The organism is Streptomyces sp. NPDC021020, assembly GCF_044333285.1.
Lineage (GTDB): Bacteria > Actinomycetota > Actinomycetes > Streptomycetales > Streptomycetaceae > Actinacidiphila.
Genome location: NZ_JBIRQQ010000006.1, coordinates 65,748 through 89,925, shown reverse-complemented (window position 1 = coordinate 89,925; position 24,178 = coordinate 65,748). Strand labels below are relative to the sequence as shown.

Annotated in this window: 25 protein-coding genes, 1 tRNA gene and 1 other RNA gene; 18 read left to right on the top strand and 9 right to left on the bottom strand. The window is 71.1% G+C overall.

Going from position 1 to position 24,178, the window contains the following annotated elements; all coding sequences use genetic code 11:
* Window positions 1-79: 79 nt before the first annotated feature.
* The 3 genes from ACH4SL_RS18975 to ACH4SL_RS18965 all read left to right on the top strand — a co-directional run bounded on the left by ACH4SL_RS18975 (window position 80) and on the right by ACH4SL_RS18965 (window position 2,601).
* Window positions 80-991 (top strand): serine/threonine-protein kinase, encoded by a 912-nt coding sequence (locus ACH4SL_RS18975; RefSeq protein WP_398446883.1) that lies wholly within the window; start codon window positions 80-82, stop codon window positions 989-991.
* 145 nt (window positions 992-1,136) lie between these two features.
* Window positions 1,137-2,222 (top strand): Ig-like domain-containing protein, encoded by a 1,086-nt coding sequence (locus ACH4SL_RS18970; protein ID WP_398446881.1) that lies wholly within the window; start codon window positions 1,137-1,139, stop codon window positions 2,220-2,222.
* 58 nt (window positions 2,223-2,280) lie between these two features.
* Window positions 2,281-2,601 carry a hypothetical protein gene (locus ACH4SL_RS18965; protein WP_398446879.1) on the top strand — a complete coding sequence of 107 codons (321 nt, stop codon included), beginning with the start codon at window positions 2,281-2,283 and terminating at the stop codon, window positions 2,599-2,601.
* A 168-nt stretch (window positions 2,602-2,769) separates the two neighbouring features.
* On the opposite strand, the gene ACH4SL_RS18960 is transcribed toward ACH4SL_RS18965, so the two are convergent.
* Window positions 2,770-4,737: a UvrD-helicase domain-containing protein gene (locus tag ACH4SL_RS18960; protein ID WP_398446877.1), complete on the bottom strand. Its 1,968-nt coding sequence runs from the start codon at window positions 4,735-4,737 to the stop codon at window positions 2,770-2,772.
* A gap of 7 nt (window positions 4,738-4,744) precedes the next feature.
* Window positions 4,745-5,236: a hypothetical protein gene (locus tag ACH4SL_RS18955; RefSeq protein ID WP_398446875.1), complete on the bottom strand. Its 492-nt coding sequence runs from the start codon at window positions 5,234-5,236 to the stop codon at window positions 4,745-4,747.
* Between the two features lie 437 nt (window positions 5,237-5,673).
* On the opposite strand from ACH4SL_RS18955, the gene ACH4SL_RS18950 reads away from it, so the two are divergent.
* The 3 genes from ACH4SL_RS18950 (at window position 5,674) to ACH4SL_RS18940 (ending at window position 7,956) form a co-directional block, all read left to right on the top strand.
* A complete protein-coding gene (locus ACH4SL_RS18950; RefSeq protein ID WP_398446873.1) occupies window positions 5,674-5,877 on the top strand; it encodes a cold-shock protein in 204 nt (67 codons plus the stop codon).
* Window positions 5,878-6,083: 206 nt separating this feature from the next.
* Window positions 6,084-7,580, top strand: a complete 1,497-nt coding sequence (locus ACH4SL_RS18945) for a DEAD/DEAH box helicase (RefSeq protein WP_398446871.1) — start codon at window positions 6,084-6,086, stop codon at window positions 7,578-7,580.
* A 52-nt stretch (window positions 7,581-7,632) separates the two neighbouring features.
* A complete protein-coding gene (locus tag ACH4SL_RS18940; RefSeq protein ID WP_398446868.1) occupies window positions 7,633-7,956 on the top strand; it encodes an SCO5918 family protein in 324 nt (107 codons plus the stop codon).
* A gap of 42 nt (window positions 7,957-7,998) precedes the next feature.
* On the opposite strand, the gene ACH4SL_RS18935 is transcribed toward ACH4SL_RS18940, so the two are convergent.
* The 5 genes from ACH4SL_RS18935 to ACH4SL_RS18915 form a co-directional block, all read right to left on the bottom strand.
* A complete protein-coding gene (locus ACH4SL_RS18935; RefSeq protein WP_398446866.1) occupies window positions 7,999-8,334 on the bottom strand; it encodes a MerR family transcriptional regulator in 336 nt (111 codons plus the stop codon).
* Window positions 8,335-9,252: 918 nt separating this feature from the next.
* Complete coding sequence (locus tag ACH4SL_RS18930; protein WP_398446864.1) at window positions 9,253-9,675, bottom strand: PIN domain nuclease; 423 nt, start codon at window positions 9,673-9,675, stop codon at window positions 9,253-9,255.
* Window positions 9,672-9,887 carry a type II toxin-antitoxin system VapB family antitoxin gene (locus ACH4SL_RS18925; RefSeq protein ID WP_398446862.1) on the bottom strand — a complete coding sequence of 72 codons (216 nt, stop codon included), beginning with the start codon at window positions 9,885-9,887 and terminating at the stop codon, window positions 9,672-9,674. Before ACH4SL_RS18925 ends, ACH4SL_RS18930 begins: the two co-directional genes overlap by 4 nt.
* A gap of 344 nt (window positions 9,888-10,231) precedes the next feature.
* Window positions 10,232-10,654 carry a PIN domain-containing protein gene (locus tag ACH4SL_RS18920; RefSeq protein WP_398446860.1) on the bottom strand — a complete coding sequence of 141 codons (423 nt, stop codon included), beginning with the start codon at window positions 10,652-10,654 and terminating at the stop codon, window positions 10,232-10,234.
* A complete protein-coding gene (locus ACH4SL_RS18915) occupies window positions 10,651-10,920 on the bottom strand; it encodes a CopG family transcriptional regulator (protein WP_398446858.1) in 270 nt (89 codons plus the stop codon). The genes ACH4SL_RS18920 and ACH4SL_RS18915 overlap by 4 nt, the downstream gene beginning before the upstream one ends.
* A 193-nt stretch (window positions 10,921-11,113) precedes the next feature.
* Here ACH4SL_RS18915 and ACH4SL_RS18910 point away from each other — a divergent pair, with 193 nt between their 5' ends.
* Window positions 11,114-11,845 (top strand): DUF6000 family protein, encoded by a 732-nt coding sequence (locus ACH4SL_RS18910; protein WP_398446856.1) that lies wholly within the window; start codon window positions 11,114-11,116, stop codon window positions 11,843-11,845.
* Between the two features lie 320 nt (window positions 11,846-12,165).
* Here the strand turns inward: ACH4SL_RS18910 and ACH4SL_RS18905 are convergent, their stop codons facing one another.
* A complete protein-coding gene (locus ACH4SL_RS18905; protein WP_398446853.1) occupies window positions 12,166-13,368 on the bottom strand; it encodes an MFS transporter in 1,203 nt (400 codons plus the stop codon).
* A 92-nt stretch (window positions 13,369-13,460) separates the two neighbouring features.
* Here ACH4SL_RS18905 and ACH4SL_RS18900 point away from each other — a divergent pair, with 92 nt between their 5' ends.
* Genes ACH4SL_RS18900 through ACH4SL_RS18890 form a run of 3 tightly spaced genes read left to right on the top strand, consistent with a single transcriptional unit; the run spans window position 13,461 to window position 15,727 of the window.
* Window positions 13,461-14,066 carry a TetR/AcrR family transcriptional regulator gene (locus tag ACH4SL_RS18900; protein ID WP_398446851.1) on the top strand — a complete coding sequence of 202 codons (606 nt, stop codon included), beginning with the start codon at window positions 13,461-13,463 and terminating at the stop codon, window positions 14,064-14,066.
* 30 nt (window positions 14,067-14,096) lie between these two features.
* Window positions 14,097-14,702: a tyrosine-type recombinase/integrase gene (locus ACH4SL_RS18895; RefSeq protein ID WP_398446849.1), complete on the top strand. Its 606-nt coding sequence runs from the start codon at window positions 14,097-14,099 to the stop codon at window positions 14,700-14,702.
* Window positions 14,702-15,727, top strand: coding sequence for a tyrosine-type recombinase/integrase (locus ACH4SL_RS18890; protein ID WP_398446847.1), 1,026 nt, complete (start codon window positions 14,702-14,704; stop codon window positions 15,725-15,727). Before ACH4SL_RS18895 ends, ACH4SL_RS18890 begins: the two co-directional genes overlap by 1 nt.
* On the opposite strand, the gene ACH4SL_RS18885 is transcribed toward ACH4SL_RS18890, so the two are convergent.
* Window positions 15,698-15,785, bottom strand: a tRNA-Ser gene (locus ACH4SL_RS18885). The two genes, ACH4SL_RS18890 and ACH4SL_RS18885, sit on opposite strands and share 30 nt — an antisense overlap.
* Window positions 15,786-15,857: 72 nt before the next feature.
* On the opposite strand from ACH4SL_RS18885, the gene ffs reads away from it, so the two are divergent.
* From ffs to ACH4SL_RS18845, 8 genes are all read left to right on the top strand, one after another.
* An RNA gene (gene ffs, locus ACH4SL_RS18880) (signal recognition particle sRNA small type) lies at window positions 15,858-15,954 on the top strand.
* 42 nt (window positions 15,955-15,996) lie between these two features.
* On the top strand, window positions 15,997-18,213 hold the full coding sequence (locus ACH4SL_RS18875) for a DNA polymerase III subunit gamma and tau (protein ID WP_398446845.1): 2,217 nt from the start codon (window positions 15,997-15,999) through the stop codon (window positions 18,211-18,213).
* A gap of 335 nt (window positions 18,214-18,548) precedes the next feature.
* Window positions 18,549-18,881, top strand: coding sequence for a YbaB/EbfC family nucleoid-associated protein (locus ACH4SL_RS18870; RefSeq protein ID WP_398446843.1), 333 nt, complete (start codon window positions 18,549-18,551; stop codon window positions 18,879-18,881).
* Between the two features lie 102 nt (window positions 18,882-18,983).
* The gene (recR, locus tag ACH4SL_RS18865) at window positions 18,984-19,583 is read left to right on the top strand and encodes a recombination mediator RecR (protein WP_398446840.1); all 600 of its coding nucleotides are present in this window, start codon (window positions 18,984-18,986) and stop codon (window positions 19,581-19,583) included.
* Complete coding sequence (locus ACH4SL_RS18860) at window positions 19,576-20,295, top strand: DUF5063 domain-containing protein (protein WP_398446838.1); 720 nt, start codon at window positions 19,576-19,578, stop codon at window positions 20,293-20,295. The genes recR and ACH4SL_RS18860 overlap by 8 nt, the downstream gene beginning before the upstream one ends.
* A 193-nt stretch (window positions 20,296-20,488) precedes the next feature.
* On the top strand, window positions 20,489-21,802 hold the full coding sequence (locus tag ACH4SL_RS18855) for an aspartate kinase (RefSeq protein ID WP_398446836.1): 1,314 nt from the start codon (window positions 20,489-20,491) through the stop codon (window positions 21,800-21,802).
* A 479-nt stretch (window positions 21,803-22,281) separates the two neighbouring features.
* Window positions 22,282-22,965: a SigE family RNA polymerase sigma factor gene (locus ACH4SL_RS18850; RefSeq protein WP_398446833.1), complete on the top strand. Its 684-nt coding sequence runs from the start codon at window positions 22,282-22,284 to the stop codon at window positions 22,963-22,965.
* Complete coding sequence (locus ACH4SL_RS18845) at window positions 22,962-24,107, top strand: hypothetical protein (RefSeq protein WP_398446831.1); 1,146 nt, start codon at window positions 22,962-22,964, stop codon at window positions 24,105-24,107. The genes ACH4SL_RS18850 and ACH4SL_RS18845 overlap by 4 nt, the downstream gene beginning before the upstream one ends.
* Window positions 24,108-24,178: the final 71 nt, after the last annotated feature.

Below are 24,178 nucleotides of genomic sequence, written 5' to 3'. Positions count from 1 at the left end.
CCCCCGTCCTGTCCTTGTCATGTCCCACGCGTCGAACGACAGTTTCCCACCCCCGACGATTCCGGCAGAATGCTGCCACATGCGCAAGCTCGGCCGTTACCTCCTCCTGGACCGGCTCGGAGCCGGCTCCTTCGCGACGGTCTGGAAGGCCTACGACCCGGAGCTCGACACCGAGGTCGCGGTGAAAGTGCTGGCCGAGAACTGGGCCGCCAACGCCGACGTACGCGAACGGTTCCTGGCCGAGGCAAGGCTCCTGCGCCGGATCGCCAGCCCGCGGGTGGTCCGGGTGCACGACGTCGGGGTGCAGGACGACCGGCCCTACTTCGTCATGGACTACGTGCGCGGCGGCACCCTGGCGGAACGGGTCGGGCGGTGCGGCCCGCAGGAGGCGCTGCGGCTGGCCGCGGAGGCGGGCTACGCCGTCCAGGTCCTGCACGAGGCGGGCGTGGTGCACCGCGACGTCAAGCCGTCCAACCTGCTGCTCGCCACCGAATCCGCACCCGCCGCGGTGCTGGTGGCGGATCTGGGCAGCGCGAAGCAGATGGCCGACGCGTCCGGTCTGACGGTGACCACGGGCACGCCCGCGTACATGGCGCCGGAACAGGCCTTCCAGACCGGCGGGTTCGACGGGCGGGCCGACGTGTACGCGCTGGCCGTCGTCACGTACGAACTGCTGACGGGCCACAAGCCGTTCGGCCCCGGCGGACGCGCCACCGCGCTGATGACGGACCAGCCGGCCGCGTCGACGCTGCCCGCGCTGCCGGCCGGCGAGGAGCTGCCGCCGGGGGTGGGCCTGCTGCTGCGGACCGCGATGTCCGTCGAGCCGGCGGACCGGCCGCCGACGGCACAGGCCTTCGCGGACGCGCTGCTGGCCCCGGCCCCGCAGCCCCAGCCCCGGAGCCGTCCCGGGCGGCTGACCCGGCGCGCGGTCTGGTGGGCGTCGGGCGCGGTGTTCACGGCGACGACCCTGCTGAGCTGGCTGTACCGCTGAAGCCACCGGTTTGTCACCGGTCTGGAACAGCTGCCCAGGGCTCCAACATTTCCGGTGCGGTCGGCATCTCCCCAGGTGCACGAGGGCGCGACGGCACATCGCGTTCCTATGACGCACAGGGGAACTCAACGGGAGCGTGGGGAAGATGGCACGGAACGCACGACCGGAATCGATCCGCGGGCAGTACGGGCAGGGCGGGTCGCGCAGGCGCACCCGGCACATCGGCGCGGCGCTGCTCGCCGCCGCGGTGCTCCTGGGCGCCACCGCCTGCCAGGGCGCCGCCGCCAAGGCCGACGGGCCGGCCCCCTCGTCGGCGAAGCCCTCTTCGCCCGCCGCCACACCGGGGAAGGGGACGGGTACGGCCACGGGCACGGGCACCGCCACCCCCTCCTCCTCGCCCTCCGCGACCCACCCCGCGGGCCCGCCCCTGCTGCTCGAAACGATCACCCCGACGAACGGCGCGACCGTCGGCGTGGCGATGCCCATATCCGTGCAGTTCACCAAGCCCGTCGCCCGCAGCGCCCGCGCGACGGTCGAGCGGGCGCTGAAGGTCACCACGTCCACCCCGGTCACCGGCGCCTGGCACTGGTTCAGCAGCACCCGGGCGGACTGGCGGCCGCAGCACTACTGGCCGTCCGGCACCCATGTGGCCATCGACGCCCGCCTCACCGATGTCGGCGACGGCAACGGCCGCTACGGCATCCACGACTACCACCACGCCTTCACCATCGGCGAGGACTGGGAGACCAAGGTCGACGCCCCCGCCCACACCATGGACGTCTACCTCGACAACGTCCGCCAGAAGCACTTCCCGATCGACGCGGGCAGCGCCCAGTTCCCCACCTGGGACGGCACCATGGCCGAGATGGGCAAGGCGCCCTCGGTCCACATGACCTCGTGCAGCGTGCACATCAGCTGCACCCCGGGCGACGTCAACTACTACGACGTCACGCTGCCCTGGGACGTCCAGCTCACCACCAGCGGCACCTACGTCCACTTCTCCGACTCCCACCCCAACCCCGGCCAGGCCGGCTCCCACGGCTGCATCCACCTGTCGCTGGCCGACGCCAAGTGGTTCTACGCCCACGCCCACCAGGGCGACCCCGTCACCGTCACCGGCACCCCGCGCGGCCTCGTCCCCGCCGACAACGGCTACGCCGCCTTCACCATGAACTGGAACACCTGGCTCACCGAAAGCGCCACCGGAGCCCAGCAGACCGCGAGCTCCTGACCCGCTCTTCTTCCTCCGGGGCTACTCTGAGCGCCGACCTGAAGGACGAGGAATCCCCTTGAGCGCGAAGCTCGACGCACTGGCCCGGCTGCTGCCGCCGCCGCAGGAGAACGTGACGGCCCCGCCGTGGGAGCAGTCGAAGGCGGCGTGCGGCTTCGACTTCCCCTCCGACTACCGGGAGTTCGTCAACGCTTACGGCGGCGGGGCGATCCTCACCGCCACCGGCGAACGACCGGTCCAGGTGCTCGCGCCCTGCTCGATCCCCCGGCGCCCCGGCACCCACCCCGCCTCCGAATGGCTGGCCTCCCCCGCCCTCCACTGGACCCAGCATTCCGACTGGCTCCACCTCACCCCACATCCCCCAGCCGATCCCTCCTAGCGCGGGGAGCGCACGGACCTCGGCCGGTGCGGCGAACACATGGAGCCGCGCGGCCTCACGCGCGGCTCCGGAGCGAGCCGCGCGGAGAGCGCCTACGGAACGTAGGACGGCACAGCTGCCTGGGCTCCGGCACGTCGCTGTGGACCCGGCACTGCGGACGGGCACGGACTAGCCGGCGGGTGGCGGCCCCAATGAGTCCCAGGGCGAAGCCGCGCCACCCGCGGCGCCGAGGCGGTTGGCCGTAGAGGGAAGCGCGTGCTCGGCGGTCGTGGTGCGGGCGGGGGCGTCGGGGTGGGTGTCGAACCAGGCCAGGCCGGCGGGGTCGAGGTGCCGGCGGGCGCGGGTGACGGCGACGTAGGCCAGCCGGGCCTCTTCTGGAAGGATCGGCATCGGCAGTGGCCGGCCCTGGGCGTCCGTTTCCTCGGTGGGGGCGGGCTCGAAGTCGGGGCCGATCTGCACGCAGGGCCATTCGCGGCCCTTCGCCTTGTGGGCGGTGGAGACAACGATCTGCGCGTCGTGCTCCTCCGACAGTTTGCGTACGGCGGCCAGGATGACCTCGACACCGTGTTCGTCGATGATGTCCACGAGCGGCAGCAGGTCCTGGCCGGACGGGTCGTACTCGGCGTACTCCTGCAGCTCACCCCAGGTGCTGAACAGTACGAGCTCGGGGTGGGAGGCGCGCCGGCCGGACTTCAACTGGCCCGCGGCGATCGCGAGTTCCTCCAGGGCCGCCCCGCCGCCGACCAGGGCGACGCGGCGGTTGTCCGCCAGGAGCTGCATCACCGCCACCATCGCGCCGACGTTCGTCCGGCACAGGATCGCGTCCGGTGAGTCGGCCGGTCCGATGGTCGTGGTGATCGCAGGAGTGCCGCTGAGCCTGATGGGTGATTCCACGAGGGTCAGCCAGCGGTTGGCCTCCTGCGCGAGCGCGGGCCCGAAGCGGAAGGACTGCGAGAGCGCGAGCTGTTCGCCGTCGAAGCCGGTCATGACGTCGCGCGCGCCGCGCCAGGAGTAGATCGCCTGTGCGGAGTCACCGACCATGACGAGCTGGGCGTGCGCGCGCTGGTTGGTGAAGATCTCCTCCAGGACCGGGTTGGTGTCCTGGGCCTCGTCCAGCAGCAGGTAGTCGCCGTGGATGGTCGGCTCGGTGAGGGCCCACATCTTCAGATAGTGGTCGTGCTCGAAGCGCATCGCGCCGCCGACCGGGTTCTGCAGGTCCTCCCAGGCCTTGCGGGCGTAGGGGAGGATGAACTGCGCCAGCTGGTGGTGGAGTTCCTCCTCGTACAGCCCACGGAGCCTCGGCACGTGGTGCAGCCGAAAAGTGGTGTCGGCGGAGAAGCAGAACCTGCGGACGGTGCGGACCAAGGCATAGGCCAGGCCCTTGTTGGTGACCGTCCGGTCGCCGATCCGCAGCTGGGTCCTCGGCGAGATGCCCAGCTCGGCCGCGCTCCGCCAGGCGGGCTTGCGCGGGGATCGCAGACGCGATTCGAAGCGGCGGCCGACCTCCGCGTAGGCGAGGGAATGGCCGGTGCGGCAGGCCACGTTGGGCGGGAACTTCGCCGCGGCGTCGGCGGCGATGGACTTGTTGAAGGCGATGTAGCGGCCGTGGCGACGATCGGCGCGCGCGAGCATCGTCAGCGTCGTGGTCTTGCCGGTGCCGGCGCCTGCCTGCAGCGCCAGGTGCTTCCCCGACCGGAACACCGCCACGGCGACGTCCTGTTCCGGGGTCGGCCGACGGGCCGCTGCCGCCGTCCGGTGTGTCGGCGCGGCCCCACCGGCGCTGTGCGGAGCAGCCATGTCCGACGGCGCGGCCCGCTCGGCGAGTTCGGTGAGTTCGGTGAGCCAAGCGGTTGCGACGTCCGCCGCCCTGCGGACCAGATCCAGATCGGCCCCGGCGTGGCTGCGGACACCGAGCCGGCGGTTGATCTCCGCGTTGACCGCGCCGTGGTTTTTTGCCGTCGTACGGGCCAGCTCGCCCACGAGGCGCCGGAGTTCTGCCCGCGGGTTCCACTCGATCGGCCCGGGCTTGGCCGGTTGCCGTGGTTCCGGCCTGCCGGAGCGGGAGCCGCCGGCGAACAGCGGCATCTGGTCATCGGGCTCCGAGGAGGCCGGCGGCCCGGCGGATGAACGGCTCAAGGATCCCTCACACAGGCCGAACCACTGGGGGTGGTTCACCGAGAGTATTCGGCCACATGCTTCTTGTACAGCAACGCCCGGACGTCGCCTGGCCGAGCGTACGGAGCACGTCGTCGATGTTGGCCCGGTACAGCCGCAGTTGCCGCAGGCCGCCCGCGTAGCCGCCGCGGTGCTGCGCGATGTCCGCGGCCTGCTTCTGCGCCCGCACGGTGTGCCAGGTCTCGACCGTGCGGTGGCGGCGCTTGCAGATGACGTCCGCGACGGTTGTGGCCCGCTCCCGCTGCGTGTGCGGGGTGTTGCCGTGGCTATCGCGGTGCCAGGCGGTGTCGGTGTAGGCCGCGACGGGGTCGTGGTAGGGCGTGAATCCCTGCCCGGCCATACAGCGGGACCACGTCTTCCAGGCCGCGAGCAGGCGCGGGTCCTGCTTGACCGCCTTCTCGACCTCGACGGCCCGGGTGCTCGCGTAGAGCCAGTCCTCCTCGAGGTCGATGCCGCGCATCAGCCGGCGACCGGCCTCTGCTGTGCAGGAGGGATAGTGTCGACGGGGTAGCGCGGGTCGAGCGGGAAGCCCGGGTGGCCGCGGTCCGCCATGCACTGCCGGACCAGCAACGCCGACGCGGTTTTCCCGGACTTTCTGTGCTCCGACCGCCTCAAAACCTGTTCCGGCCGATCCAGAATTTGGCCGGAGGTGCGCGCAGATTTACTTTCGTGGCGGCTGTAATGGCATTATTCGACCTGCTCGGGCCGCTTCGGCGTGCTACTGTCGTCTCAGTTGCAGTTGCAGTTGTGGTTCCCAATATTTCAGGTTTTTCGGCCGGTGTTCGCACCGCTGAAGAATTCCTGGTAATTCCGGTATCCTCCGGTCGGGGTAATCATCGCGGCGACACGGCATTCGCATCGCGTGGATGCCGGTGCACTGCCCCGAAGGAGAATGACATGAGTTCAGGTACCGTGAAGTGGTTCAACTCGGAAAAGGGCTTCGGCTTCATCGAGCAGGACGGTGGCGGCGCTGACGTGTTCGCCCACTACTCGAACATCGCCGCCCAGGGCTTCCGTGAGCTGCTCGAAGGCCAGAAGGTGAACTTCGACATCGCGCAGGGCCAGAAGGGCCCGACGGCCGAGAACATCGTTCCTGTCTGACGAGCCTGACGCGTCCGACACACTCGCAGCTGGGGCCCGCATCCTTCGGGGTGCGGGCCCCAGCTGCGTTCGCGCGGCAACGGTCCCGCAGGCCGTACGGGGTTACGTTCCCCTTTCGCGTTCCACCCGGCCAATTCTTGCGATTCTCCGTGCCGCTCATCGCCGCGGAAATTCCTTGATGCGGGCCGTGTCAAGGAAGGTTCCGCATGAACCGCACACGTACGAACGGCCTCTCTTCCCGCACCCGCGACCGCAGTGCCGAAGCGGGGAAGAGCAGTCGCTACAGCTCGCAGGGCGGGGGCCGTCCTGGCGGTCCGGCCCCTTCCGCCGGCCGCGGATTCGTATGGCGCGCCCGGGCCCAGGGTGAGTTCACCCTCCCTCGGACGACCAGCCCCGCGCTCCCCGCGGTGGAGAGGTTCGCGGACCTCGACATGCCCGGGACGCTCGTGGCCGCACTGGGCGCGCAAGGCGTGACCGTGCCGTTCCCGATCCAGGCGGCGACGCTTCCGAACTCCCTCGTCGGCCGCGACGTCCTGGGCCGGGGACGCACCGGCTCGGGGAAGACGCTCGCCTTCGGCCTGGCCCTGCTGGCCCGTACAGCCGGGCGGCGCGCCGAGCCCGGCCAACCGCTCGCGCTGGTCCTCGTACCGACCCGCGAGTTGGCGCAGCAGGTCACCGACGCGCTCGCCCCCTACGCCCGCGCCGTGCACCTGCGGCTGGCCACGGTCGTGGGCGGGATGCCGATCGGCCGGCAGACGGCCGCCCTGCGTCATGGCGCAGAGGTCGTCGTCGCCACGCCCGGGCGCCTGAAGGACCTGGTCGATCGCGGCCACTGCCGACTCGACGAGGTGGCCGTCACGGTCCTCGACGAGGCCGACCAGATGACGGACATGGGATTCATGCCGCAGGTCACCGCCTTGCTCGACCAGGTGCGACCCGGAGGGCAGCGCATGCTGTTCTCCGCCACCCTGGACGGTAACGTCGACCTGCTCGTGCGGCGTTACCTGCACGACCCCGTGGTGCACTCCGTCGATCCCTCGGCCGGCGCGGTCACGACGATGGAGCACCATGTGCTCCACGTCCACAGCGCCGACAAGGACGCGGCCACCACCGAGATCGCCGCACGCGACGGCCGCGTGATCCTCTTCCTCGACACCAAGCACGCCGTCGACCGCCTGACCGAGCGTCTTCTGAACAGCGGGGTGCGGGCCGCGTCCTTGCACGGCGGGAAGTCGCAGCCACAGCGCACCCGCACGCTCGCGCAGTTCAGAACAGGTCATGTCGGCGTGCTGGTGGCGACCAACGTCGCCGCACGCGGAATCCACGTCGACAACCTCGATCTCGTCGTCAACGTCGATCCGCCGACCGACCACAAGGACTACCTCCACCGCGGCGGACGCACGGCCCGTGCCGGCGCGTCCGGCAGTGTCGTCACCCTGGTCACGCCCGGCCAGCGCCGGAGCATGGCCCGCCTGATGGCAGCGGCCGGCATCGTTCCGCACACCACACAGGTCCGCGCCGGCGAAGAGGCCCTGCATCGCATCACCGGCGCACAAACCCCCTCCGGCATCCCCGTGGTCATCACCGCGCCGACGGTGGAAGCCCGGCACAAGCGCGGCGCCGCCTCGCGCGGCCGACGCCGCCCCGCTCCGGCCGCCGCGCGTACGCCCGCCGGCCCGGCCGTAGCCGGTGTGGCGGCCTGAGACCTTCGCGCCCCCCACCGAACGCCCCGCCCGCTCTCCCCTGTGAGGCATCATGCGCTGTGTCATCGCCCGCTTCCCGTTCGACCTGACCAAGAACGGCGTGCTGGAATCGATGAAGGGTGTCAAGCCCGAGCTGGTCACCGACGACCTCGACCTCGTCGTCATCGGACGACACCGCTACCCCGCCAAACAGGTCGGCCAGATCATCACCCGCCAGGACCGCCGTGATTTCAGCGCCGTCGAAGTCCTGAGAGCCATGACCCGCCTCGGCTTCAGCTGCCGCCCGCGCCCTACCGCCGGACCCGCTCCCGTGGCCGACCCCTACCGACGGGCTTCCGCCATGCTCGGCGTGCGGCAGCCCTACTGCCAGGTGTGAGCCCGGGGCGTCGCCCCTGCGCGCCCGGCGGCCGGGCGAGGATCAGGCCGGAGGTTCCGACCGGCCGCGACCTCGGAGTTCTTCGTTGATGCGCAGGGCGTCCTCGAGTTGATCCTCAAGGATGATGATGCGGCAGGCCGACTCGATGGGCGTGCCGGCGTCGACGAGTTCGCGAGCCCGGCTGGCCATACGCAGCTGGTAACGGGAGTAGCGGCGGTGACCGCCTTCGGACCGCAGCGGGGTGATCAAGCGGTGTTCACCCAACGCGCGCAGGAAGGCCGGCGTGACGCCGAGCATCTCGGCAGCCCGGCCCATGGTGTAGGCGGGATAGTCGTCGTCGTCGAACTTGTCGGCGGCGCGGGCACTACTAGGGGGCACAGACCTCTTCTTCCACAGGGACGCATCGAGGGGCCCGAGCGCCGACCGGCGCTCGGGCCCCGAGCTTTCAACACCATCTACCGGCTGACTGCACCGGCCTTCTTCTTCCGTAGACCCACCCATGTGGGCGGGGCTGCGAGGATCGCGGTTGCGTGACCGGGGACCACCTTCCAATCCGGGGCCTGCGATACCCGGGCGGACATCGTCCTGACCCCGGGCGATCCTGATGGTGTTCTGCTCCTTACCTCTTCGATCAACGTGCACTTACCGGTAACGCTACTGCTGTGCGACCTCCTGGTCGCTCAGCCCGGCAGCCAGCGGAGGAACCCTCCTCTACCTGGCTCCGCCACTCCGCTGCCGGGCCGCTACCGCGGTGAACTGCTCGCGCGCCAGTTCGTCCCTGCCGCGCCTCACTGACTTTCAGGCTACGCAGAAGAAACTAACCCTCCTCGGCGCCAATGTCTACCTCAGCCGCTACAGATTTTCTTCAGCATCGACCCTCCGTAATGTGCAGCCCCGAGGTACGGAACGACTCCGTACCGGACTGAAGCCCTGCGCTGCGGCCATGACGTCCTGCTCGCTGAGGCACGGAACCGACGGCCCCCATCACGGGGCCGTCCGGTGCAGGACCATGTCTCGAGAGCGGCGAAGTCGGTGGGGGGTGAGGCCGTGGCGGAGGATGCGGGATTCGAACTCGTGAGGGTCACCCCCAACGCGCTTTCCAACTGGGACCAGTGGTCCTCATGCAGCACACGCAGGGGACTCGGTTGTGAAGGTGCCACCGTCCGCGGGGGATGCTGTGCGGCGGCGTCGAAGATTTCGGCGGACCGGGTGAGCGCAGGGGCTGAAACGCGTACCGGGACTGCACGGAGATCCGGGAGAACCTCCGAGGACGGACAGTGCCGGGTGCTGTCGGGGCTATTTCCCAGGATCGGGGCCGTACCACTGGAGGGGCTGACCGGTGACGGCGGCGATGCAGTCGAAGTCGCGGTCGCGATGGAGGAGGGTCAGTCCCTGGAGCTCCGCGGTGGCTGCAACCACCAGGTCCACCGCGCCCGCGCTGCGGTGCTGCCCTTTGCGGGTCAGCAGCTCCTGGACCCGCCAGGCGCGATCGTAGGCTCGGTCATCCACGGGCACCCAGCCGAAGAGCAGGCGCATGTCCTCGATGCCGCGTGCCCGGTCCTCGGCAGAGCGCGCACTGTAGAAGAACTCCAGCTCCGTCACCGGGCAGGTCGCGACGAGTCCCGCTGCCGCCGCCCGATCCCAGCCGTACTGCCCGGCGTCCCCTCGCAGGAAGCGGGCGAGGGCGCTGGTGTCGATCAGGAACTGCGCCGCACTCATCGACGGTAGTTCCTCTTGTCCTCGAAGAGATCCAGGTCAAAGCTGCCCTCGTCGGCGGCTGACCGCAGCCGGGTGAGCGCCAGGGCGCGCCGCCGGTTGTCCAGCACCTCGCGGAGAGCCGTGTTGACCGTGTCCTTCTTCGTGCTCGTGCCCAGTGCCTGGGCTACATCGGCCAGCAGCTCGTCATCGAGGTCGATCACGGTTCGACTCATGGCTACCTCCGTGGATATCAACGATGCACGTCATGATACATCGCTGGATGCACAGACGGCAGAGTCGGACAGCGGTCTTCCCGCAAGACCAGAAAATGCCCGGCTGCCCGTGCTGACTCCGGGCCTCCGAGTCGAGAGCTCAAGGAGGCGCCGCCGCGGCGCGCACGTCACTCCGGCGCAGCCGGCGAGGGGGTGGAGCACGCACTGGCCGCTTGCCTGGAGGAGATGGCCCGAGTGGTTCGCGCACTGCGTGCGATCCGAGAAGACCTGACCCTGGGCGGCACATCCACCGACCGGCGAGTCGGCTCCCCTAATGAGACCAGAACTGAGACCGGACGACGGTGTCATACCTTCTTGACGACGACGGTGTCCGGGACCAGTTTCTCCAGGTCGTCGACGTCCGAGGTGAAGACGGTGACCTGACCCTGCTGCTGTCGTGCCACCACGGCGAGCACCGCGTCGATCGCGTACTTGTGCCCGTGCAACTTGGTGTCGGCCAGGAGTCGGCGGGCCTGTCGGGCCTCGTCCTTTCCGATGTCGGCGACTTTGAGGCGGGAGAGCACCCAGTCCCAGCGCTGCTCGGTGGTCCTGCCGTCGTACGCTTCGACCAACGTCATCGGGGATGTCACCACCTCGGCTTCGCCCCGGGCCGCAAGGTCGAGCCAGGCGATCATCTTCCGGTCGCCGCGTACGGCCAGGGACAAGGCTTCGCAATCGAGCACGAAGACCCGGAGCGGGGGCCCGTGCTCGCCGCCTCGCTTCTTCACGCGGCGTCTCCGACGCTGCCGGCCCGACGACGCTCGTGCTCGGCGTCGAGGCTGTGCAGCTCGTCGAGGGCCGTCATGCGTTCGTCCTCGGTGACCGGGCCGTGCTCTTCCTCCAGCCAGCCGACGAGTTCCACGAGCCGGTCCCGGTCGCGCTTGACCCGCAGTGCCTCGGCGACGTACGCCGACAGGCCGCGCTCAGCCGCCTCCGCGCGGATCTCGTCAAGGAGATCCTCGGGAATCGTCACCGTTACCTTCTTACTCGCCATACAAGGCACCATACTCCTGGTGCTTCGAGCCTGCTACCAGGCAGGCGCATGGGTGGCGGTCCCCCTTGGCGTCCATGCGCGGCGGAGGCCCAAAGGCGGTGCTGGGCATGACCGCGGAGCTGTCAGCCGGGCGTTCGCCGCGCTACGTTTCCTCTCGTCCTGCAACTGACTGATGCGCGCAAGGAGGAGGACCATGTTCCCGCTCCACCCGGTCAACCTCCTTCGGCGCAGGTGGGAGGCGCTGTACGGCCTCGGGGTGGAGATCCGCACGCGGGATCCGCAACGGGCGTTGGAACTGCGGGTGACCCGTCGGTACGTGAAGGCGCACGGACGGTACTGGTACGTGTTCTCGGGAGCGGCCCTGCTGCTGCCTCTTCCTCGCCTGCGGCTCTTCCAGCGGCGGCTGCGCCGGGACGCCCGGCGGGCCACGGCGCGCGAGTTGGAGACGCTGCTTCGCCTGGGATGGCGCGAGCAGGGCGTGGGTCTGTGGCTCATCGCCGCCGGCCGGCGGGTGGACCTGCGGAACTGCCTGGCGGAGATGGCGGCGGAGCAAGAACATCATGGCATGGCGGACCTCGGGCCGGCCGCGGCCTGCCTCGGCGGGGACCAGGACGCCGAAACACTGGTCAGGTACCTGCGCGTCGCACTGCCCCGGGGCGACGAAGACGGACCGCGCATGGCCCTGGCCGCACTGCTTCATCTCGACGACCGCCTCGACGCCCACCGCGCACAGGAGTTCCTCGCTACCGACGGGCCCTGGGAGCGCTACGCGGGCCATGCCGCGGACCCGGACGATCTACGCCGTTCGATTGCCGAGTACCTCGACCTGTTCTCAGGCGGGCGCCCTGCCTCACGCGCCGAACTCATCCGCGACGGCACCTACCCACCCGGCTGGCGGGGCTGGCACCTGCCGACCTTCTTCTGAACGCCGGCGCGGCGGGTCGAGTGCGCCGGCCCGCCAGGCGAACAGGGAAAGGGCGGGCACCGCAGGGCTCACCTGGCGAGCCCGGCCGGAGAATACGAGATTCGAACTCGCGAGAGGTTGCCCCCAACACGCTTTCCAACTGCTCGTCCGGGGGTTCAGCTGTGTTCGCCAGCGTCCTGACCTGGGGTGAAGGGGGCGGGCAGAGATGTGCTGGACCGCGCTGAACGGCAGCGAATGCAACTGCGACTGCGAAGTGCGATGCGGATGGCCCGTTCGACCAGGGTGGCCGTGTTGGCCTGGCCTTCGGCGTTGGGGTGCGGTCAGCGCAAGGCTTCGTTGGTACGGGCGGTCCAGAGCACCAGCGCGGCGAGCAGGGCGCACGCGCCGCCGAGCCAGAGCGGGCCTTGGAGCGTGAGCGTGTCGACGATGATGCTGCCGGCCAGCGCGCCGAAACCGATGGACAGGTTGAACACCGCCACCCACAGCGAGGAGGCCGCTTCCACGGCCTGCGGAGCGGCTTTGATCATCCAGGTCTGGAGGCCCACCGACACACCGCCGAAGGCCAGACCCCAGACGATCAGCATGATGGCGCCGCCGGTCGCGGTCCGGCCCAGGAGCAGGAAGAGCGGCAACGCTGCGGTCATGGCTACGGCGATGGTCAGTACGCTGCGGTGGACGCGGCGGGAGAGCGCCGAGCCGGCGACGAAGTTGCCGACCATACCGGCCGCACCGAATCCGAACAGCAGCGGACCGACATAGTGCTCGTCGACTCCCGACAGCTTCTGCAGTGCCGGGCTCACGAACGTGTAAGCGGCGAAGTGACCGAACACGAGGAGCACCGTCGCGATGATGCCGACGCGCACGCCCGGGTTCCGGAACTGCTCCGTCAGCAGCCTGGGCCGGACGGCCTGGGAAGCGACCAGCCTTGGCAGTACCGCCAGCAGGGCGATCAGGGTCACGAGCGCCAGGGCGCTGAGCGCGGAGAAGGCGATGCGCCAGCCGGTCAGGTCACCGACCAGGGTGCCGAGCGGGACCCCGAACACGTTCGCGGCTCCGACGCCGCCGAAGATGACCGTGGTGGCGCGAGGCACGTCCGCAGGCGCGACGAGCCGGACCGCCAAGCCGGCGGCGACCGCCCAGAAGCCGCCGACGGCTATACCGACCAGCACCCGGAAGCCCACCAGCAGGGCGAAGTCCGGCGCCAGTGCGGAGCCCAGGTTCGCGACGGTCATCAGGGCCATCAGCCCGAGCAGCAGCACGCGGCGGTCCAGTGACCCGACGACCACCGGGACCAGCGGTGCCGCGAACCCGGCGACGATGCTGGGCACCGTCACTGTCAGTCCCGCCGTCCCCTCGGAGACCGACAGTCCGGACCCCACGGAGGTGAGCAGACCGATCGGCAGTTGCTCGGCGGTCACCAACGCGAAGGTGCCCAGTGTCACCGCGCAGACCGCCGGCCAGCGACTCCGGTCCGGGGTTCCTGCCCCCTGCGTCTGGGCGGGGGTCTGCTCTGCGGTCGTCAACGGATCCTCCTCCAACGATTCGGGAGTGATCGCTCCCGAATCGGGACCCTAGTATGGGAGCGAACGCTCCGCAAGGTGGGTAGGGTGGACCCATGGCACGCCCTCGACAGTTCGACGAGCACGACGCGGTCGCCTCGGCGACCGAGTTGTTCTGGCGGCGCGGTTACCACGCCACTTCAGTGCGCGACCTGGGCGACGAGCTGAAGCTCACGCCCAGCAGCCTGTACCGGACGTTCACGGACAAGCACACGCTCTTCCTGCGCGCCCTCGACCACTACCGGGCCAACGAGTCGACGCAGGCCTACCGGCGTCTGGACGCGAGTGACCGACCGGTTCGTGAGGTGCTGCGGGAGTGGATGCTGTGGCTGGTGACCTGCCCGGCCGACGGCGAATCCGGTCGCGGCTGCTTCGTGGTCAACACCGCCACCGAACTCGGCACCACGGACACCCAGGTCCAGGAGCGGACCGAGGCCGCGTTCGCGGTCACCCGGCAAGCCCTCCGTGCGGTGCTGGCCGAGGGGCGGGAGCGAGGCGAGCTGTCCACCGATCTCGACATCGGCGGAGCCGTGGAATTGCTGTTCACGACGGTGCTCGGTCTGCGGGTGCGGGAGCGCGCCGGCCACAGCCTGGACCGCCTGACCACCACGATCGATTTCGCGATCCGGGCCTTGGGGGCCGCACCCGCGCAACCCGCCTGACGGAAGAGCGGGTGGAGAAGCCGGTCAGACGTGGACGGTCGAGTCCTGGCTGACCCACTGGGTCGAGAAGTCGGGGCCCTGCACGTCTCCGAGAACACCATCGACGGCTACCGCGTAGCGGTCTGTCACCACCTCATACCCGGACTCGGCGCACACCGCCTGGCGAAGCTGGAGTCCGAGCACCTGGAGCGCTTCTACAAGAAGATGCAGGACAACGGCAGTTCAGCCGGAACCGCCCACCAGGCACACCGCACCGTGCGCGCGGCCCTCGACGAGGCCAGGCGCCGCCGCCACCTCGCCGAGAACCCGGCCACCATCGCGAAAGCCCCGCGTCTGGTGGAGGAAGAGGTGGTGCCCTACACGGTGGAGGAGGTGCAGCGCCTCCTGGAGGTGGCCGGCCGCCGGCGGAACGCCGCACGGTGGGTCATCGCCCTTGCGCTCGGCCTCAAGTGGGCGGACGTCGACTTCGACCTCGGAGTGCTGGTCGTTCACCGCGGCCCCGCTACCAGCACGGCTGCGGCGACACGTGTGGCCGCAAGCCGGGCTACTGCCCGCAGAAGGTCAACGTCCGCCGCGAGACGAAGGAGACCAAATCCCGCGCCGGACGCCGCCCCATCGGCGTCCCCGACGAGCTGATGAAGCTCCTCGTCCAGCACCGCGACGAACAGGACCGGGAGCGCTCCATTGCCCGCGACCTGTGGGTCGAGAAGGGGTACGTCTTCACCTCACCGACCGGGGAGCCGCTCAACCCCAACACCGACCACCACAAGTGGAAGGAGCTGCTGGAGGCCGCCGGCCTCCGCGACAGCCGCCTGTACGACGCCCGCCACACCGCGGGCACCATCCTGCTCATCCTCGGCGTCTCGGACACCGTCGTCGACGCGACCATGGGCTGGGAACCCGGCCAATCCGCCCGCATGCGCCGCCGCTACCAGCACCTGACCAACCGCGTCCTCAACGCCCTGCCCGGCGGGTGTCTGCTTGAACTCGTAGTCGTTGTAGGCGACGACCGCGCCTCCGGTACCTCGAGCGTCCCCCTTCGGGAGGTCCTCTCCGTACATGTTCGAAGCCTCGCCCCGTCGGCCTTCCGGGCTGCTCAGGAAAGGACACACCATAGCGGCGTAGATCATGCACGTCCGGTGGCCAGGGGCTTCAGCCGTCGGGGCGTTGTTGAGGAACTCCTTACCAAGGCCAAGGACGGCATCGATCATCTCCGCTTCGTCTCCATCGACGACCCGCCAGACCGGCCCAGGCTGCATCTCCCGGCCGCAGACCGTGCATCGCCGCTCGGCGACGCAAAGGAACACCCGGCCCATGCTGGTGCTCGCAAACTGGGGGACTCCGTCCTCCCAGGGAGTGATCGCCGGCACGGGGTACCCGCGTTCGTCTCGCGGGCGGGTGGTGATGCCGGTGGGCATGGTGACGTCGGCGACTCGCAACCAGCGAACATATGGCTCTGCTGGCCGACCGCGCCTGCTCTTCAAGAACACCGCCGACAGGATCAGCGGACTGCCCTGAACCCGCTCGGACCAGCAGCCTCCCGCTGCCCGATCACGGCAACTGCAACCCTCGACGTCGAAGGGCCCCACCGCGGACGGTGGGGCCCTTCGACGTCGTGCCCGGTGAGGCACTGGCGGAGGATACGAGATTCGAACTCGTGAGGGGTTGCCCCCAACACGCTTTCCAAGCGTGCGCCCTAGGCCACTAGGCGAATCCTCCGTGGGGAACAGTACAAGACGGAGGGGGGTGGGGGCGAACTCGTTCGGGGTGGGGGGGATCGGGTAGGGTGGGCGTAGCCCCTCACGTGGCGCTATCTCGCTGAAATCCCCCAGGGCCGGAAGGCAGCAAGGGTAGGTGGGCTCTGGCGGGTGCGTGGGGGGTCTTTGTGTGGGTGGGGACGGTTGTCGGTGGGCGCGGATAGGCTCGTGGTGTGTCGCTCGCTCTGTATCGCCGCTATCGTCCCGAGACCTACGCCGAGGTCATCGGGCAGGAGCATGTCACCGACCCGTTGCAGCAGGCCCTGCGGAACAACCGGGTCAATCATGCGTACCTGTTCAGCGGGCCGCGCGGGTGCGGGAAGACGACCAGTGCGCGGATCCTCGCGCGGTGTCTGAACTGCGAGCAGGGGCCCACGCCCACGCCGTGCGGGGAGTGCCGGTCGTGCCGGGACCTGGCCAGGAACGGGCCGGGGTCGATCGACGTCATCGAGATCGACGCCGCCTCGCACGGTGGTGTCGACGACGCCCGTGACCTGCGGGAGAAGGCGTTCTTCGGGCCCGCCGGCAGCCGGTACAAGATCTACATCATCGACGAAGCCCACATGGTCACCTCGGCCGGCTTCAACGCGCTGCTCAAGGTCGTCGAGGAGCCTCCGGAGCACCTGAAGTTCATCTTCGCCACGACCGAGCCCGAGAAGGTCATCGGGACGATCCGGTCGCGGACGCACCACTACCCCTTCCGGCTCGTGCCGCCGGGGACGCTGCGGGACTACCTCGCGGAGGTCTGCGGGCAGGAGGACATCGCCGTCGAGGACGGGGTCTTCCCGCTGGTCGTACGGGCCGGGGCCGGATCCGTGCGCGACTCGATGTCGGTCATGGACCAGCTCCTCGCCGGGGCCGGGGCGGACGGTGTGACATATGCCATGGCCACCGCGCTGCTGGGGTACACCGACGCGGCGCTGCTGGACGACGTCGTCGACGGCTTCGCCGCCGGGGACGGGGCCGCGGTCTTCCAGATCGTCGACCGGGTCGTCGAGGGCGGGCACGACCCGCGTCGGTTCGTCGCCGACCTGCTGGAGCGGCTGCGCGACCTGGTCATCCTCGCCGCTGTGCCGGACGCCGCGGAGAAGGGGCTCATCGACGCCCCGCGGGACGTCCTGGAGCGGATGCAGGCGCAGGCCTCGGTCTTCGGCGCCGCCGAGCTGAGCCGTGCCGCCGACCTGGTCAATACCGGGTTGACGGAGATGCGGGGGGCGACCTCGCCGCGGCTGCAGCTGGAGCTCATCTGCGCGCGGGTGCTGCTGCCCGCCGCCTACGACGACGAGCGGTCCGTACAGGCGCGGCTGGAGCGGCTGGAGCGGGGCGGTGCCGGTGGCGGCGGCGGGTTCGCGGCCCCCGCGGGCGGTGGCTACGCGCCCGCCGCCCCTGCGCCGGTCGCGCCGCCCGCCCCGGCGGGCCCCCCGCCGGTCGCGCCGCCCGCCGCCGCGGCCCCCGCCCCGGTGGCCCCGCCGTCCGTACCTGCGGCCGCGCCCCCGGAGCCGCCGGCCGCGCCCGCGCCCGTACCTCCCGCCGACGCCCCCGCCCGGCGCGGGGCCTGGCCCACCGCCGCGGCCCCCGGGGCCCCGCCCGCCGCTGCTCCCGCGCCCGCCGCCCCGCAGGGGGGCTCCGCGGGGGTCGGGGATCCCTCGCGGGTACGGCAGATGTGGCCGCAGATCCTGGAGGCCGTCAAGAGCCGGCGCCGCCTCACGTGGATGCTGCTCTTCAACAACGCCCAGGTCTCCGGATTCGACGGCGAGACGCTGCAGATCGGCTTCGACAACCCCGGGGCCCGCAACAGCTTCGCCAACAACGGCAGCGAGGACGTCCTCAAGCAGGCCATCAGCGACGCCCTGGGCGTGCAGTGGCGGATCGAGGCCATCGTCGACCCCTCCGGCGGCGGTCCGGGCGGCGGCCCCGGTCCCGGTCCCGCAGGCTTCGGCGGAGGCGGCGGCGCCCCCGGCGGCTTCGGCGGCTCCCCCCGCCCGCCCGCGCCCCCGCAGGCCCCGCCCGGACCCGCGTCCCCCTCCCCGTCCTACGCGCCCGCGAGCCCGGACGCGTACGGCTCGGTCCAGGCCCCCGCCCGTACCGCACCGCCCACCACCGCGCCCGGCGGCGGACCGGGCGCGTCCGGCGGCAGCACCAGCGCGCCCGTCGCCGTGGCCGCACCGCCCGCGCCCCGCCCCGCTCCGTCCGGGCCCGGGGACGTACCGCCAGGTCAGGCGCCCGGCGGGCAGGGGGGTCGGCTCATGACCGACGAGGTGCCGCCCCCGATCGAGGACGACATCCCCGAGGACGACGACCCCGACCTCGTCGATTCCGCACTCAGTGGTCACGATCTGTTCATCCGCGAGCTGGGCGCGACCGTGGTCGAGGAGATCCGGCACGACTGACCGCCCGCGGTTCCTCCCCGGAAGCGGACTGACCTGCCCGGCAGCGGGCAGACGGTGCACCGGGTACGCCGTTGGGCCTGCGCACCCGCTACTCCCGGCGGAGTCCGCGGGTGGCGCGATCCTCCGTACGGCGTAGGGCGCGGCAGGGGGCGAACACGTAGGCTCGGCGTGTCACGGACGGCAGGGTGCGAGACGATCGAGAGACGGACCGGACCGGTACGAGGAATCGGGTGCCGGAGGAATCCGGGACGAGAACCCGGTACGAAGAACCGGTAAGAGAAGTCGGTACCAAGGACGAAGCTCGTCCGGCGGACGATGCGAGGCAGGAGCGAACCATGATTCCCGGTGGTCAGCCGAACATGCAGGCGCTGCTCCAGCAGGCGCAGAAGATGCAGCAGGACCTGGCCGCGGCCCAGCAGGAGCTGGCCCGGACCGAGGTCGAGGGCTCGGCGGGCGGCGGGCTGGTCACGGCGACCGTGTCCGGCGCGGGCGAGCTGCGCGCGCTGGTGATCGACCCCAAGGCCGTCGACCCGGAGGACACCGAGACGCTGGCCGACCTCGTGGTCGCCGCCGTGCACAACGCGACGGAGGCGGCACAGGAAGTGCAGCAGCGCAAGCTGGGCCCGCTCGCGCAGGGCCTCGGCGGCGGGCTGCCCGGACTCTTCTGACCATCGGACCGTCGGCCCCTGCCGTACCGATCGGACGATCGGATCGGACGACCGGGCGGCCGGTGACCGAAATCCCCACGACTCCCCGAAAGGCGACCCGGCGTGTACGAAGGCGTGGTCCAGGACCTGATCGACGAACTGGGCAGGCTGCCCGGCGTGGGTCCCAAGAGCGCGCAGCGGATCGCCTTCCACATCCTGCAGGCCGACCCCGCCGACGTGCGCCGGCTGGCGCACGTGCTGGCGGAGGTCAAGGCGAAGGTGCGCTTCTGCCAGGTGTGCGGGAACGTCGCGCAGGACGAGCTGTGCCGGGTGTGCCGGGATCCGCGCCGCGACCCGTCGGTGATCTGCGTCGTCGAGGAGCCCAAGGACGTGGTCGCGATCGAGCGCACCCGCGAATTCCGCGGGAAATACCACGTGCTGGGCGGGGCGATCAGCCCGATCGACGGGGTCGGGCCGGACGATCTGCGGATCGCGGAGCTGCTGCGCCGGCTCGCGGACGACTCGGTCACCGAGCTGATCCTGGCGACCGACCCCAATCTGGAGGGCGAGGCGACCGCGACGTACCTCGCCCGGACGGTCAAACCGATGGGTTTGCGTGTGACGCGCCTGGCCAGCGGCCTGCCGGTGGGTGGCGACTTGGAGTACGCGGACGAGGTCACGCTGGGGCGGGCCTTCGAAGGGAGGCGGTTGCTCGATGTCTGAGACCGTGGTGAACAGGAGCCCGGAAAGCCCGGCGGGCGGCGCCGCAGGGATCGTCGATCCCGTGGTGGCGCTGCCGCGCGAGCAGGAACCGGACGAGTACGCCGTCCAGATCGCCGACCAGATCGAGAGCTTCATCCTCTCGGTCCGCGAGATCGGCAAGGGCGACGACCCGGACAGCGCCGTGCCGTATCTGCTGCTGGAGGTCTCGCAGCTGCTGCTGGCGGGCGGGCGGCTCGGGGCGCACGAGGACTTCGTGCCCGACGAGCGCTACGAGCCGGACGCCGGGCCCGAGCCCGACGAGGACGACCTGCGGCAGCGTCTCGCGACGCTGCTGGAGCCGATCGACGTCTACTCCGAGGTCTTCGACCCGTACGTGCCCCGGTCGACGCCGGTGGCCTGCCGGATCTCGGACGACATGGCCGACGTGGTGGCCGATCTCACGCACGGGCTCACGCACTTCCGGGCCGGGCGGGTGTCGGAGGCGCTGTGGTGGTGGCAGTTCTCCTACCTGTCCAACTGGGGGTCGACGGCGAGCGCGAGCCTGCGGGCCCTGCAGTCGCTGGTGGCGCACGTCCGGCTGGACAGCCCGCTGGACGAGCTGGACGGGCTGGACACGGGCGGCGAGGCGGACGACGAGGAGGAGCTGGCGGAGGAGGCCGGCCGCGTCATGGAGGCCGAGTTGGGGACGATGGGGCTGCGCCCGGCTCGGTGAGCTGCGCGGGGGCGGGTGGCGGCCTGCGCGGGGGCGGGTCGGTGGGCCGACCGCGGGGCCCGGCGCGGCGGCCGGGCTGATCGCGTGATCATTCTCTGAGCGTCACATCTCACCATGCGATACGTTCCGGGCGAATCGTGCCTGCTCGTTAAACTGGGCCGACCGCATTCACATCCCTGAGCGAGGAGCGCACGTGGGCCTTGTCGTGCAGAAGTACGGCGGCTCCTCTGTCGCCGATGCCGAAGGCATCAAGCGGGTCGCACGCCGGATCGTGGACACCAAGAAGAACGGCCACCAGGTCGTCGTGGTGGTCTCGGCGATGGGCGACACGACGGACGAGCTGATCGATCTCGCGGAGCAGGTGTCGCCGATCCCGGCGGGCCGCGAATTCGACATGCTGCTGACCGCGGGAGAGCGCATCTCCATGGCGCTGCTGGCGATGGCGATCAAAAACCTCGGCCACGAAGCGCAGTCCTTCACCGGCAGCCAGGCGGGTGTGATCACCGACTCGGTGCACAACAAGGCGCGGATCATCGACGTCACGCCGGGCCGGATCCGTACCGCGCTGGACGAGGGCAACATCGCGATCGTCGCGGGCTTCCAGGGTGTGTCGCAGGACAAGAAGGACATCACCACGCTCGGGCGCGGCGGATCGGACACGACGGCGGTCGCGCTCGCGGCGGCGCTGGACGCCGAGGTCTGCGAGATCTACACGGACGTCGACGGCGTCTTCACCGCGGACCCGCGGGTGGTGAAGAAGGCCCGCAAGATGGACTGGATCGCCTTCGAGGACATGCTGGAGCTGGCGAGCTCCGGCTCGAAGGTGCTGCTGCACCGCTGCGTCGAGTACGCGCGGCGCTACAACATCCCGATCCATGTGCGCTCGTCCTTCTCCGGACTCCCGGGCACCTGGGTCAGCAACGAACGGCCCGAGGGGCTGGAACCGCGGCCGGTGCCGCACCACGTATCGCAAGGAGGCAGCCCAGTGGAGCAGGCGATCATCTCCGGTGTCTCGCACGACACCTCGGAGGCGAAGATCACGGTCGTCGGGGTGCCGGACAAGCCGGGCGAGGCGGCGACGATCTTCCGGGCCATCGCGGACGCCGAGATCAACATCGACATGATCGTGCAGAACGTGTCGGCCGCCACGACCGCGCTGACCGACATCTCCTTCACGCTGCCGAAGGCCGAGGGCGCCAAGGCGATGGAGGCGCTCCAGCGGGCGCAGACGGTGATCGCCTTCGACTCGCTGCGCTACGACGACCAGATCGGCAAGATCTCGCTGGTCGGGGCCGGGATGAAGACCAACCCCGGTGTGACGGCGACCTTCTTCGAGGCGCTGTCCAACGCGGGGGTCAACATCGAGCTGATCTCGACGTCCGAGATCCGCATCTCGGTCGTCACCCGGGCCGACGACGTGAACGCGGCCGTGCAGGCCGTGCACACGGCGTTCGGGCTGGACAGCGACAGCGACGAGGCCGTGGTCTACGGCGGCACCGGCCGCTGAGCTTCCCGGGTTTCCCGGGTTTCCGGCGGGCAGATTCCGGCAAATCAGGTCGAAACTGGCCGAATCCGGTCGGAAGATGGTCTGGACCACTTGAATCCGCCCGTACAACCCTGGAGAATTTGCTCCCCCGTGGCCGCAACCGCCGGCCGCGGGGGAGCGTCTTTGTGTCAGCGCGCTACCGGGTGCTGTCCGGGGTGCTGCACACACCGAATGTGGACGGGGGCCGTCGGTGCAAATCTGGCGCTGAGGGAAGAGCTGGTGCGCATGGGGATATATGACGCTCCGTCGGGTGGAGTGCCTTGCGCGTACAACCCTGACAGGGGGATGCGTGTCCAACTGGCGTGGCGGAGGCACTGGCTATCGATACGGCACTGGGACGAACGGCGGTCGCACCCGCGGTCCGTCCGGCGCGCCCGGCCGACCCGGCCCCTGCGGCCCGCCCCGCCGGAACGAAGCGGGCGCCGTACGGAGGGCTTCCGGTGATCGCGCCCTGGCCGGTGGCGCGGGTGACGCCCGCCGCACCGGACACGGCGACGACCGACGACGGGCAGGACGGCCGGCCGGACGACACGTACGCGGACGGGCAGACGGACGAGTACGCGGGCAGGCACGCCGACGGGGCAGCGGGACGAGCCGACGGACGCGGGGGCACTGACGCCGCGATGGCCGCCGGCACCACGGTCGACCACCTCACCGAGACCTACCGCGCGCACTACCGCGCCCTGCTGGGCCTCGCCGCCCTGCTGCTGGACGACACCGCCTCCTGCGAGGACGTCGTGCAGGAGGCCTTCATACGGGTGCACTCCGCCCGCAGCCGGGTCCGCGACCCCGACAAGACCCTCGCCTACCTCCGCCAGACGGTGGTCAACCTCTCGCGTTCCGCCCTGCGCCGCCGCATCCTCGGGCTGAAACTGCTCTCCAAGCCCATGCCCGACATGGCCTCCGCGGAGGAGGGCGCGTACGAGCTGCTGGAGCGCGACCAGCTCAAGGCCGCGATGCGCTCCCTCCAGCGGCGGCAGCGCGAGGTGCTGGTGCTGCGCTACTTCGCCGACATGACCGAGGCGCAGGTCGCCGAGACGCTCGGGATATCGCTCGGCTCGGTGAAGGCGTACGGCTCGCGCGGCATCGCCGCCCTGCGGGTCGCGATGGAGAGCACGACATGAGCCCAGCCCCCGACGCATACGACGACGACACCCCCGAGATCATGAACCGGCACCACCACACCCCCGCCCCGGGCGCCTCAGCCGAGACCGGCGCCTTCGGCGAGACCGGCGAGGAGGAGCTGCGCGTCCTCTTCCACCAGGCTGTGCGGGACCTGCGGCCCGCGCCCGGCGCGCTGGACCACCTGCGCCACGCCGTGCCCGCCCGGCGGCTGCACCGGCGGCAGGCGATGGCCGGCAGCGTCGCGGCCCTGCTGCTGGTCGGCGCGGCGGTGCCCGCGCTGGTCCACGCCGCGGGCGCCACCGGCGGCCCCACCGCGGCCCCCGCCGGTCCCGGGAGCCCGCGCGCCTCCCAGCCGGACGACGGAGGCCGCGCCGACGCCTGGGGCACCAGCGGCGACGCCGGGGAGGACGCCACGGGGCCGGGCGACGACGCCTCCGGCCCGCAGGCCACGGCCCCCGGCAGCAGCGGCAACTCCGCCGGCCCGGCCACCAGCCCCGGCGGTCTCCCGACGGCCGGCCTCCCGGCCTGCTCCAGCACCCAGCTCGGCGGGGGCAGCAGCAACGCCGTCCCCGGAGCCGACGGGCACGTCCACGGGTGGTTCCGCGTCGCCAACGTCTCCGACTCCGCCTGCACCGTGCCGCCCGGTCCGGCCGCCGTGGGGGCCATCGCCCAGGGCGCCGCCGACCCCGGGCAGATCACCGTCGTCAACCACACCGCGGGTGACGCCGCCACCGAGCTGCCCCCGCCCGCCGCCGACCCGCAGCCGCTCGTCCTCGTCCCGGGCCAGACGTACGAGGTCGCCTTCGCCTGGGTGCCCGCCGACACCGGGCCCGGCGGCTGCCCGCCGACCAGCTCGCCGACGGTCGGCCCCACCACGTCGCCCACCCCCACCGACACCTCCGCCGCCGCCGACAGCGCGGACGGGGCGGGCTCCGCCGCCGCGGGCAAGCCGGACGGCCCGGCCGACGGCGGGCAGTCGGCCGGCACCCCGACCGGGACGGCGGCGCCGGCCGCCATCGCGCTGACCCACACCCCCGCCGCCGGCGCGCCGCTCATCGTCGGCCCGACCCTCCAGGACGCCTGCGCCGGCACCGTCTACACCACCGGGCCGATCGCGGAGAGCCCGCCCGCGAGCCCCTGACCGGCCCGGACGCCCCACCCTGACCAGGGCCCGGCGGCAGGACCGGGTCCCGGTGGCGGGCGGTGCGGCGC